Annotated in this window: 10 protein-coding genes; 8 read left to right on the forward strand and 2 right to left on the reverse strand. The window is 53.3% G+C overall.

The window, feature by feature from the left end:
• Positions 1 to 200: 200 nt before the first annotated feature.
• Both GA0061071_RS07195 and ampG read left to right on the forward strand, forming a co-directional pair.
• Positions 201 to 779 (forward strand): lipoprotein, encoded by a 579-nt coding sequence (locus GA0061071_RS07195; protein ID WP_061497181.1) that lies wholly within the window; start codon positions 201 to 203, stop codon positions 777 to 779.
• Positions 780 to 819: 40 nt separating this feature from the next.
• Positions 820 to 2,295 (forward strand): muropeptide MFS transporter AmpG, encoded by a 1,476-nt coding sequence (ampG, locus tag GA0061071_RS07200; protein ID WP_088236768.1) that lies wholly within the window; start codon positions 820 to 822, stop codon positions 2,293 to 2,295.
• Positions 2,296 to 2,335: 40 nt separating this feature from the next.
• Here the strand turns inward: ampG and GA0061071_RS07205 are convergent, their stop codons facing one another.
• Both GA0061071_RS07205 and GA0061071_RS07210 read right to left on the reverse strand, forming a co-directional pair.
• Positions 2,336 to 3,667 carry a J domain-containing protein gene (locus GA0061071_RS07205; protein WP_088236769.1) on the reverse strand — a complete coding sequence of 444 codons (1,332 nt, stop codon included), beginning with the start codon at positions 3,665 to 3,667 and terminating at the stop codon, positions 2,336 to 2,338.
• Position 3,668: 1 nt separating this feature from the next.
• The gene (locus GA0061071_RS07210) at positions 3,669 to 5,375 is read right to left on the reverse strand and encodes a molecular chaperone HscC (RefSeq protein ID WP_061497185.1); all 1,707 of its coding nucleotides are present in this window, start codon (positions 5,373 to 5,375) and stop codon (positions 3,669 to 3,671) included.
• A 542-nt stretch (positions 5,376 to 5,917) separates the two neighbouring features.
• Between GA0061071_RS07210 and cyoA the strand changes: the two genes are divergently transcribed.
• From cyoA to GA0061071_RS07240, 6 genes are all read left to right on the forward strand, one after another.
• Complete coding sequence (cyoA, locus tag GA0061071_RS07215) at positions 5,918 to 6,865, forward strand: cytochrome o ubiquinol oxidase subunit II (protein ID WP_088236770.1); 948 nt, start codon at positions 5,918 to 5,920, stop codon at positions 6,863 to 6,865.
• A gap of 19 nt (positions 6,866 to 6,884) precedes the next feature.
• Positions 6,885 to 8,876 carry a cytochrome o ubiquinol oxidase subunit I gene (cyoB, locus tag GA0061071_RS07220; protein ID WP_061497191.1) on the forward strand — a complete coding sequence of 664 codons (1,992 nt, stop codon included), beginning with the start codon at positions 6,885 to 6,887 and terminating at the stop codon, positions 8,874 to 8,876.
• Positions 8,866 to 9,480, forward strand: a complete 615-nt coding sequence (locus tag GA0061071_RS07225) for a cytochrome o ubiquinol oxidase subunit III (RefSeq protein WP_061497193.1) — start codon at positions 8,866 to 8,868, stop codon at positions 9,478 to 9,480. The genes cyoB and GA0061071_RS07225 overlap by 11 nt, the downstream gene beginning before the upstream one ends.
• Positions 9,480 to 9,806: a cytochrome o ubiquinol oxidase subunit IV gene (locus GA0061071_RS07230; protein ID WP_061497195.1), complete on the forward strand. Its 327-nt coding sequence runs from the start codon at positions 9,480 to 9,482 to the stop codon at positions 9,804 to 9,806. The genes GA0061071_RS07225 and GA0061071_RS07230 overlap by 1 nt, the downstream gene beginning before the upstream one ends.
• A gap of 11 nt (positions 9,807 to 9,817) precedes the next feature.
• The gene (gene cyoE, locus GA0061071_RS07235) at positions 9,818 to 10,705 is read left to right on the forward strand and encodes a heme o synthase (protein ID WP_061497197.1); all 888 of its coding nucleotides are present in this window, start codon (positions 9,818 to 9,820) and stop codon (positions 10,703 to 10,705) included.
• A 147-nt stretch (positions 10,706 to 10,852) separates the two neighbouring features.
• Positions 10,853 to 12,214: an MFS transporter gene (locus tag GA0061071_RS07240; protein ID WP_088236771.1), complete on the forward strand. Its 1,362-nt coding sequence runs from the start codon at positions 10,853 to 10,855 to the stop codon at positions 12,212 to 12,214.
• The last annotated feature ends 29 nt before the right edge of the window (positions 12,215 to 12,243 follow it).

The following is a 12,243-nucleotide window of genomic DNA, read 5'->3' on the forward strand; positions in this document are numbered from 1 at the left end:
TATTTTGTCGCTCAAGCGGATGATCTCTACTAAAACCGTCATCACTTTTGCCCGCCAGTGCGGTTAAAGAGGTTATTGGCGTCGAAAAAAAGGACAAGACGATGAATTTACATGCGTTGAGGACTTCCCCTTGACGGCGGCGATGTTATGATGGCGAGAATTTTCTCCATAAAAGCTTACGATCCCTTGAGAGCATGAACATGTTAAAAAAACTTCTCTTCCCGTTGGTCGCATTATTTATGCTGGCTGGTTGCGCTACCCCGCCATCCACTATTGACGTTTCTCCGAAAATCTCCCTGCCGCAGCAGGATCCGAGCCTGATGGGTGTTACCGTTAGCATTAACGGTGCGGATCAACGTCAGGATCAGGCACTGGCCAAAGTGACCCGCGACAACCAACTGGTGACCTTGACGGCGTCTCGCGATCTGCGTTTCCTGTTGCAGGAAGTGCTGGAGAAACAGATGACCGCGCGCGGCTATATGATTGGGCCGAACGGCGCAGTTAACCTGCAAATCATTGTTAACCAACTGTATGCCGACGTTTCCCAGGGCAACGTGCGTTATAGCATCGCCACGAAAGCAGATATCGCCATCATCGCTACCGCAGCAAATGGCAACAAGATGACCAAGAACTATCGCGCTAGCTACAACGTTGAAGGCGCTTTTGACGCCACCAACACCAAAATTGCGAATGCGGTTAACAGCGTGCTGACCGACACCATTGCTGATATGTCTCAGGACACCAGCATTCACGACTTCATCAAGCAAAACGCCCGTTAATCCGTTTCTGGCCCGGTTCTTCCGGGCCAGTTTTTCACTCATGTCCAGTCACTACTTACGCATATTCACCCAACCCAAATCAGCCATCTTGCTGATACTCGGTTTTGCATCCGGTTTGCCACTCGCGTTAACCAGCGGCACGCTCCAGGCATGGATGACCGTTGAGAACATCGATCTAAAAACCATCGGATTCTTCTCCCTCGTCGGCCAGGCTTACGTGTTTAAATTTCTGTGGTCACCGCTGATGGATCGTTATACCCCGCCTGTATTTGGGCGACGTCGCGGTTGGTTACTGCTGACCCAGCTTCTGTTGCTGGTCGCTATCGCCGGTATGGGCTTTCTCGATCCGACCCATCACTTGCGCTGGATGGCGGCGCTGGCAGTGATTATCGCCTTCTGCTCCGCCTCTCAGGATATCGTGTTCGATGCCTGGAAAACGGATGTCTTGCCCTTTGAAGAGCGCGGGGCTGGCGCCGCAATAAGCGTGCTGGGTTATCGTCTCGGGATGCTGGTTTCTGGCGGTCTGGCGCTGTGGCTGGCGGATCGCTGGCTAGGCTGGCAGGGAATGTACTGGCTCATGGCGGCGCTACTCATCCCTTGCATTATTTCCACGCTGATGGCACCGGAGCCAACAGATGTGATCCCGGTGCCGAAAACGCTGGAGCGCGCCGTAGTCGAACCGCTGCGTGATTTCTTTGGACGTAATAATGCCTGGCTGATCCTGCTGTTGATTGTCCTTTATAAGCTGGGCGATGCCTTTGCCATGAGTCTGACCACCACGTTTTTGATTCGCGGCGTCGGTTTCGATGCGGGCGAAGTTGGCGTGGTTAACAAAACGCTGGGGCTTGCCGCCACCATCGTCGGTGCCCTCTTCGGTGGCGTATTAATGCAGCGACTGTCGCTGTTTCGCGCGCTGCTAATATTTGGCGTACTGCAAGCCATCTCCAATGCCGGTTACTGGCTGCTGTCGGTGACGGTTAAAGACATTATCACCATGGGCGCAGCCGTGTTTTTCGAGAACCTGTGCGGCGGCATGGGAACGGCAGCCTTCGTCGCGTTGCTAATGTCGCTCTGCAATAAGTCCTTCTCCGCGACACAGTTTGCCCTGCTTTCGGCGCTCTCCGCCGTGGGTCGGGTATATGTGGGTCCTCTCGCCGGCTGGTTTGTGGAGACATACAATTGGTCAACGTTCTACCTGTTTTCTATTGTTGCCGCCGTGCCGGGGCTGGTACTGCTGGTGATGTGCAAGAAAACGCTAGAGTTTACACAGCGTACCGAAAGCTTTATGCGGCGTACTGAATACGCAGCGGCCTATCAACTGGCATTGCGCATACTGAGTGTGGGTTGCCTGTTGCTGGGAGGCTGGCTGGTGGTGCTGATTGTGAACGCCATCGGCCTTGCGGAGTGGGCGTTTGGCGTGCGTTTACTGGAATGGGGCGCGTTGCTGGCTATTGCAGGCATCCTTTTCGGCGGTGTTCTGGATTTGCTGGCGCTACGTAAGACGCATCTCATCTAAGCATCACGCTTGCCGCACCAATGGCAAGCGCGAGGGCTGATTATCCGAAGAAAAACAACCAACGAATGACATGACTGAAGAATATTGGCAAAAGTAATATCCCAACGGCCGCCATGGTGGGCGAAAAATGCCGGAGAAACAGGATCGGCAGCATGATCATCGTGGAGACGCCTTTCAGGGGCATGGCGTACCAGCGGTAGAGATTACTGCGTATCAGCCACCAGGCGGGGTAGGCCAGGATCAAACCAAACATCACGAGTCGCGCCAGGCCCTTTTCGGTGGGTGGATAGGAAAACAGCAGCTGACCGAGATGAAACAGCGGCACGGCCATGATTACCCATCCCAGCAACCAAAAGAAAGGCAACAGCACACGCGCTAACACTTTCCTTTGTGCGTATCCTTCCAGAAGAAGGGGCACGCCCCACAAATAGATCACAATCATCACCAGCATCGCCGCAGCCTGCCAGATGGCAGACGGTGACCGTGAAACTTCCAGCCAGAGTGAAAATCCCCAGAACCAGAGCACAACAATGCCGTCCCAGCTTACCGCAAGCGTCGGTGTGGCGAGTGATTGTTGTAACGCCGGGTTCACTCGAGCGAGTAATTGCGGATGATACTGCTTGATGGTTGAAAGCTGCCCCGTTAACACCTGAATAAAACCGGGGATTAACCTCGTCCACCAGGGTAATGTCCTGATCTCGCCGCTCAGTATCCGCCATGCCAGCTTTGCCTGACGGTCGCCATCCTCATCGCCCTGTCGGGAAAGAAACACCCAATAGTCATTGGCCTCGCTAAGCGCAATCTGCGTTTCGAGGGCCTCAATGACCTGACCCGATAACTGGCGGGCACGGTAGTTTTCCAGCCCCCAGCCCATGATTTCGGAAACGGCATTAATCAGTCCGCGTGTTATCCCTTCACGCTGGCTTAATGCCTGTGCAAGCGCCTGGCTGAAAACACTGCGCGCCTCCAGCGCATCAGGCAATTCATATTCCAGATAATGCCTTAACGCATTCAGGGTAGAGTGCTCATCCGACAACAACCTGACGGAAAAACGCTCCGCATCATCTTCCAGCGCATCATGCTGCCAGCCAGGGTGCAAATCGATGTCGTGATGTTTCTCCAGAAGTTGCAGGTAATCTTCTGTAGCAGAGGATGCAGCCACAGGCTGATCGTCCTCTTCTACAGCGTCGGTCTGCCATCGGGCCATACCACTGACATACTGCTTTGCCAGGTCAAAGGCTTCCCGCAATTGCTGATACCCCTGAGGATCTTTGTCAGGACGGTGCAGTTTAAGCTGGCGAGCATATGCGCGGCGGATAGCCGCATCATCCGAGGTGGCATCAATGCCCAACGTTTCCCAAATCGTCATCACATCACATCCCGTCATCAAACTGCGCAAGCACCTGGCGTAACGCTTCGCGTGCGCTGGCGATATGGCGCACATCCTGGCTGTTCAGCGCCATTTCAAACTGACTGGTGTAGTGATCCAGCATCAGTCTGCGCTCCCCCAAAAGCTGCTCATAACGGCGAGAGGCCTCAGCCAGCAACTGACGATTTTCCGGCACATCACGCGGGTGCATTTTCAGGCCATCAAGCTGACGCAGGCGTTCGGCAATCTCTTCTTCATTTAATACACCCGGCGCTTTTTCGATGATCATCGTCGATGTCTGTGTCCCCCCCTCCAGGGTGCACTCCACTTCAAGAATGCCATCCAGCGTGTAGGTAAACCGCACATCAACGCTCACTTCTCCGGCGCGACGTGCGGGAATATCGATTTGCATACGATCAAGCAGTAAATTGTCACTGACCCGCCGGGCTTCGCCCTGATAAACCGCAATCTCAATTACCCGCTGGTTATCCTGTAATGTAGAGAAGCGTTCCACAATGCTGACCGGTACAAAGGCATTACGCTCAATCAGCGGCATAAAATACCCCGCGTCGATGTTGCCGCCTTCCAGCCGCTTACCGACAGCAACGCCCAGCGAATACGGCATGACATCGGTCAGCACGATATCATCCAGCGCACGATCTTCAGCAATAAGCCCGGCCTGTACACCTGCCCCCAACGCTACGACTTCATCCGGGTTCAGTTCATTACGCGGGAAGCGGCCAAACATACGCGTTGCCAACTGGCGCACCAAGGCCATACGTGTTGCGCCGCCCACGAGGATAATATGATCGAGCTCGCGCGCATCAAACTGCGCATCCTGTAGCACCTGCACAACGGTCTTTTTCAGCCGAGCCAGTAAAGGCGCAGCGCACTCCGCAAAAGTTTCCGCCTGCAAGGTCCACTGATGTGTGACGTCGGCATAAGTGAGCTGTGCCGCCGCGCTGTCCTGCATGCTCAGCGTCTGTTTGATCGTTTCGGCCAGGGCAGTCAGTTCAGCCGCACAGGTTAAAGGCACATCGGCAAGCGCAGGCGACTGCGCCAGCATCCATTGACGAATCGCATCGGTGAAGTCATCGCCGCCCAGCCAGGCGTCGCCACTGCTGGCGCGGACTTCAATAACCCCTTCAAACATATCGACAATCGACACATCAAAGGTGCCGCCGCCAAGATCGAAGATCAGAAATTTTTGTTCGCTATTGTCGGCAAGTCCATACGCAAGCGCTGCCGCTGTCGGTTCATTAAGCAGGCGCTCAACATGAAGACCAGCAAGCTTCCCGGCAGCCTTTACCGCTTTACGTTGCGCATCGTTAAAATAGGCAGGAACGGTGATCACCGTACGGTTTACCGGGCAGCCCAGCGCGACTTCCGCGTCCGTTTTGAGTTTGCGCAACACCAGCGCAGACAACTCCTCCGCACGGAACTGGCGTTTACCGAGCGTCCATGTTTTGTCGGTGCCCATATAGCGTTTGAAACTGGCGACGGTCATTTGTGGATGGCTGACAAGCCTGGCTTTGGCCGCCGCGCCGATGATCAGATTTCCTTCATCATCCAGCCCGACAACGGATGGCGTTAAGCGTTCCCCCTGCGAACCCATGATCAGCCGCGGAGAGCCGTTTTCAAACCAGGAGACAGCACTGTTAGAAGTGCCCAAATCGATGCCAATAATGGGAGATATATTTTCTTCTCTCACAACTTCATTCCTTCGCCATGACAGGCCCGCAATATATCGTTTTAAAATCAAACCAGAAGATAAGAACGCCGCAAAACAATTCACCGTCGTTATTATTACGGTCAATAAATAAGCGTTATTTACATTGCGGCATAATCGTTATTTATCGTGTGACGGATACTTTTTCTTTAATTATTTTGTGCCCTTTAAATTAAAGTCTATTCTTTAACGATTCAGCACTGTAATTAATTATTGCGTTTCACGTTAGTTCCAATAATGTGCAGTAATTGCTGGATAAATGTTAATTAAATGTTTATTTGATTGATTGGTTATACCAATTTACCCTCAACGCTGATTGTAATGTAATATTTTCGTTATAATCTCAAACTCTGGCTGTGCGAATGCCCGATTTTACAGATTGTTGCATTCCGTGTGACATAAACGGCAGAACCCAGTAACACCTTACTGACACAATGCCAATCATGTTTACAGTAACGTAACCTTTCCGTAAAATGCCCGCACACTTTAAGCGCCACCAGATCCCGTGGAATTGAGGTCGTTAAATGAGACTCAGGAAATACAATAAAAGTTTGGGATGGTTGTCATTAATCGCCGGCACTGTTTTACTCAGTGGTTGCGATTCTGCACTTCTTGCCCCCAAAGGACAGATTGGACTGGAGCAACGTTCGCTGATACTGACGGCTTTTGGCCTGATGTTGATTGTCGTTATTCCCGCCATCTTGATGGCCGTTGGTTTCGCCTGGAAGTACCGTGCGAGCAATAAAGATGCGAAGTACAGCCCTAACTGGTCACACTCCAATAAAGTGGAAGCTGTGGTCTGGACGGTGCCGATTCTGATCATCCTGTTCCTCGCAGTATTAACCTGGAAAACCACCCACTCGCTCGAGCCGAGCAAACCACTGGTACATGACGAACACCCAATTACGATTGAAGTGGTCGCGATGGACTGGAAATGGTTCTTCATCTACCCGGAACAGGGCATTGCCACCGTGAACGAGATCGCCTTCCCGGCGAACACGCCAGTGGAATTCAAAGTGACCTCCAACTCCGTGATGAACTCGTTCTTTATCCCACGTCTGGGCAGCCAGATTTACGCGATGGCCGGTATGCAAACCAAATTGCATCTCATCGCCAACGAAGCCGGCACCTATGATGGCATCTCCGCCAGCTATAGCGGCCCGGGCTTCTCCGGTATGAAGTTTAAAGCCATTGCTACGCCGGACCGCGCCGCATTCGACCAGTGGGTCGCCACAGCAAAACAATCGTCAAACGCCATTGCTGATATGGCTGCATACGAGAAGATTGCTGCGCCAAGCGAATACAACAAGGTTGAATACTTCTCCAGCGTGAAACCCGATTTGTTTAAAGACGTTATCAACAAATTTATGGGCCACGGCAAGAGCATGGACATGACCCAACCTGCGGGCGAGCATAGCGAGCACGAAGGGATGGAAGGCATGGACATGAGCCACGCGGAAAGCTCTCACTAAGGGGCCGAGGAAGAAAACGATGTTCGGAAAACTTACACTGGATGCAGTGCCGTACCATGAACCCATTATCATGGTTACGATCGCTGCGATTATCGTCGGTGGTCTGGCGGTAGTCGGCCTGATCTCTTACTTCGGTAAGTGGTCCTGGCTGTGGAAAGAATGGTTGACCTCGGTTGACCATAAACGCCTTGGCATTATGTATGTCCTCGTCGCGGTTGTTATGCTGCTGCGCGGCTTTGCTGATGCTGTGATGATGCGTAGTCAGCAGGCGCTGGCTTCGGCGGGCGAAGCAGGCTTCCTGCCTCCCCATCACTATGATCAGATCTTCACCGCTCACGGCGTGATCATGATCTTCTTCGTGGCAATGCCATTCGTTATCGGTCTGATGAACCTCGTGGTTCCGTTGCAGATCGGTGCGCGCGACGTTGCATTCCCGTTCCTGAACAACCTGAGCTTCTGGTTCACAGTCGTCGGCGTTATCCTGGTTAACATCTCTCTGGGTGTGGGTGAATTCGCGCAGACAGGTTGGCTGGCGTATCCGCCACTGTCGGGAATTGAATACAGTCCTGGCGTCGGGGTTGATTACTGGATCTGGAGCCTCCAGCTTTCCGGTGTCGGTACGACGTTAACCGGTATTAACTTCTTCGTGACCATTCTGAAGATGCGTGCGCCGGGCATGACAATGTTCAAAATGCCGGTCTTCACCTGGGCGTCTCTGTGCGCTAACGTGCTGATCATCGCATCCTTCCCGATTCTGACCGTTACCATTGCGTTGCTGACCCTGGATCGCTATCTGGGCACCCATTTCTTTACCAACGATATGGGCGGCAACATGATGATGTACATCAACCTGATTTGGGCCTGGGGCCATCCGGAAGTGTACATTCTGGTGCTGCCGGTGTTCGGGGTGTTCTCCGAAATTACCGCCACCTTCTCGCGTAAACGCCTGTTTGGCTACACCTCACTGGTGTGGGCAACCGTGTGTATTACCGTGCTGTCGTTTATCGTTTGGCTGCACCACTTCTTCACCATGGGCGCCGGTGCGAACGTTAACGCCTTCTTCGGTATCACCACGATGATTATCGCCATCCCGACCGGGGTGAAGATCTTCAACTGGCTGTTCACCATGTATCAGGGCCGCATTGTGTTCCACTCTGCAATGCTGTGGACCATCGGCTTTATCGTCACCTTCTCCGTTGGTGGGATGACCGGTGTGCTGCTGGCGGTTCCGGGCGCAGACTTCGTACTGCACAACAGCCTGTTCCTGATTGCGCACTTCCATAACGTGATCATCGGCGGCGTGGTGTTCGGTTGCTTCGCAGGTCTGACGTACTGGTGGCCGAAAGCCTTCGGTTACACCCTGAACGAAACCTGGGGTAAACGCGCCTTCTGGTTCTGGATCATCGGCTTCTTCGTGGCCTTTATGCCGCTGTATGTGCTGGGCTTTATGGGCATGACCCGTCGTCTGAGCCAGCAGATCGATCCGCAGTTCCATAGCATGCTGATCGTTGCTGCATGTGGTGCCGCGCTGATTGCCATCGGTATCCTGTGCCTGCTGATTCAGATTGTCGTTTCGATTCGTGACCGCGAGAAAAACCGCGACCTGACGGGCGACCCGTGGGGTGGCCGTACGCTGGAGTGGGCAACCTCCTCTCCGCCGCCGTTCTACAACTTTGCCCATGTTCCGCACATTCACGAGCGTGATGCATTCTGGGAAATGAAAGAGAAAGGTGAAGCGTACAAACAGCCTGCGCACTATGAAGAAATTCATATGCCGAAAAACAGCGGCGCCGGTATTGTTATCGCGGCCTTTGCCACGGTGTTTGGTTTCGCCATGATCTGGCATATCTGGTGGATGGCGATTGTCGGTTTTGCGGGCATCGTAATTAGCTGGATTGTGAAAAGCTTCGACGAGGACGTGGATTACTACGTACCGGTTGCAGAAATCGAGAAACTGGAAAACCAGCATTTCGATGAGATCACTAAAGCAGGGCTGAAAAATGGCAACTGATACTCTGACCAACGCGCACGCCCACGCGCACGAACATGGGCATCATGATGCAGGACCGAATAAAGTCTTCGGTTTCTGGATCTACCTGATGAGCGACTGCATTCTGTTCTGCTGTCTGTTCGCGACCTATGCCGTTCTGGTGAACGGCACGGCAGGCGGTCCGACCGGCAAGGATATCTTTGAACTGCCGTTCGTTCTGGTCGAAACAGCGCTGCTGTTGTTCAGCTCCATCACCTACGGCATGGCGGCTATCGCCATGTACAAAAACAACAAAAGCCAGGTTGTCTCCTGGCTGGCGTTGACCTGGTTGTTTGGTGCAGGCTTTATCGGGATGGAACTCTACGAGTTCCACCACCTGATCGTCGAAGGCATGGGTCCGGATCGTAGCGGCTTCCTGTCAGCGTTCTTTGCGCTGGTCGGTACCCACGGTCTGCACGTGACGTCTGGCTTGATCTGGATGGCGGTACTGATGTTCCAGGTATCCCGTCGCGGCCTGACCAGCACTAACCGTACCCGTATTATGTGCCTGAGCCTGTTCTGGCACTTCCTGGACGTGGTGTGGATTTGCGTGTTCTCTGTTGTCTATCTGATGGGGGCGATGTAATGAGTCATACTAACGATCATGGCGCTTCCCACGGCAGCGTAAAAACCTACATGACAGGTTTTATCCTGTCGATCATCCTGACGGTGATCCCGTTCTGGATGGTGATGAGCGGGTCTGCATCGAAGCCGGTGATTCTGGGCACCATCCTGATCACCGCCGTCGTACAGATTCTGGTGCATCTGGTTTGCTTCCTGCACATGAACACCAAGTCTGATGAAGGCTGGAACCTTACCGCCTTTATCTTTACCGTGATTATCATCGCTATCCTGGTAGTGGGTTCAATCTGGATTATGTGGAACCTGAACTACAACATGATGGTTCACTAAGAGCGGCGAGTATGTTTAAGCAATACCTGCAAGTAACGAAACCGGGCATTATTTTTGGCAATCTGATCTCCGTGATCGGGGGATTCCTGTTGGCTTCCAAAGGCCACATTGACTATCCCCTGTTCGTCTACACGCTGATTGGCGTGTCGTTGGTGGTCGCCTCGGGTTGTGTTTTCAACAACTACATCGATCGCGACATCGATAAAAAGATGGAGCGGACGAAAAACCGTGTGCTGGTCAGAGGGTTGATCTCGCCAAACGTGTCGCTGGTGTACGCCACCTTGTTGGGTATTGCTGGCTTTATGCTGCTGTGGTTTGGTGCTAATCCGCTGGCCTGCTGGCTGGGGGTGATGGGGTTCGTGGTGTATGTGGGCGTCTACAGCCTGTATATGAAACGTCACTCCGTTTACGGTACGCTGATTGGCTCTCTCTCCGGCGCTGCGCCGCCGGTGATTGGCTACTGCGCAGTAACCAACGAGTTCGACAGCGGTGCACTTATCCTGCTGGCTATTTTTAGCCTCTGGCAGATGCCGCACTCCTACGCCATTGCGATTTTCCGTTTTAAGGATTATCAGGCGGCGAACATTCCGGTACTGCCAGTAGTCAAGGGCATTTCCGTAGCCAAAAACCATATCACGCTGTATATCCTCGCGTTCGCCATCGCCACGCTGATGCTCTCACTGGGCGGTTACGCCGGTTATAAATACCTGGTGGTTGCCGCGGCAGTAAGCCTCTGGTGGTTAGGGATGGCACTACGCGGCTATAAAGTGGCGGATGACAAAGTGTGGGCGCGCAAACTGTTCGTCTTCTCGATTGTCGCTATTACTTCGCTCTCCGTGATGATGTCCGTCGATTTTATGGTGCCCGATTCGCACAGTCTGCTGACCTACGTCTGGTGATCCATACCGCTATATAAAAGGGTGCTTCGGCACCCTTTTTTCATTCTGCCGCCCCGAAACAGAAGGGTAATATTTGTTAATCAAGCTGTTATTTACCCCGCCCTGCCCCCGCACTACACTATGTCCGGTTTTCAATTTGAGGTAGTAATGAACGATTACAAGATGACACCAGGCGAGTTGCGCGCCACCTGGGGTTTAGGGACTGTTTTTTCATTGCGCATGCTTGGCATGTTTATGGTCCTGCCCGTTCTCACCACCTATGGTATGGCGCTGCAGGGCGCCAGCGAAGCCCTGATAGGCCTGGCAATTGGCATTTACGGTCTTGCGCAGGCGGTCTTTCAAATTCCGTTTGGCCTGCTATCGGACCGGATCGGGCGTAAGCCGCTGATTGTCGGTGGGCTGGCAATCTTTGTCGTCGGCAGCGTCATTGCCGCACTCTCCAATTCGATCTGGGGCATTATCCTTGGCCGCGCATTACAGGGCTCCGGTGCCATTGCCGCCGCCGTTATGGCGTTGCTTTCCGATCTCACCCGTGAACAAAACCGCACAAAAGCGATGGCGTTTATCGGCGTCAGCTTTGGCGTGACCTTCGCCATCGCCATGGTGCTGGGCCCAATAATCACCCATCAACTGGGTCTGCATGCCCTGTTCTGGATGATTGCCGGACTGGCGCTGGCCGGTATTGCGCTGACCCTGTGGGTGGTACCGAACAGCCAGTATCACGTGCGTAACCGCGAATCGGGCATGGTGAAAGACTGTTTCCGTATGGTGATGGTCAATCCCAAATTGCTGAAGCTTAATTTTGGCATTATGTGCCTGCATATTTTACTGATGTCGACCTTTGTGGCTCTACCCGGTCAGCTCGAATCAGCAGGCTTCCCCGCAGCGGAACACTGGAAAATTTACCTGGTCACCATGTTGGTTTCCTTCGTCTCAGTGGTGCCGTTTATTATTTATGCCGAAGTGAAACGCCGCATGAAGCGTGTATTCCTGTTCTGCGTGGCGTTGCTGCTGATTGCTGAAATCGTGCTGTGGGGTGCCGGGCCGCACTTCTGGGAAATCGTTATCGGGGTCCAGCTTTTCTTTCTTGCCTTTAACCTTATGGAAGCTTTGTTACCGTCGTTAATCAGTAAAGAAGCCCCGGCGGGTTACAAAGGGACGGCGATGGGGATTTACTCCACCAGCCAGTTTATTGGCGTGGCTATTGGCGGTTCGCTGGGCGGTTGGGTGGATGGGTTGTTCGACTCGCAAACGGTATTTCTGGCTGGGGCGTTGCTGGCAGCGGTCTGGTTACTGGTTGCCGGCACAATGCAAGAGCCGCCTTATGTCAGCAGCCTGCGTATCGCTATTCCGGATGATGTCGCGATCGATGCGGCGCTAACGCAGCGTCTGCAAGCCAAAGCCGGAGTAAGTGAAGTCATGGTCGTGGCGGAAGAGCGTAGTGCTTATGTCAAAATCGACAGCAAAGTGACCAACCGTTTTGAGGTCGAACAGGCTCTCGCCGGTTAACTCTGCCCGTTACCCTCTCCCCTGCCGGG

The sequence above is a fragment of the Kosakonia oryzendophytica genome, from assembly GCF_900094925.1.
Classification (GTDB): Bacteria; Pseudomonadota; Gammaproteobacteria; order Enterobacterales; family Enterobacteriaceae; genus Kosakonia; species Kosakonia oryzendophytica.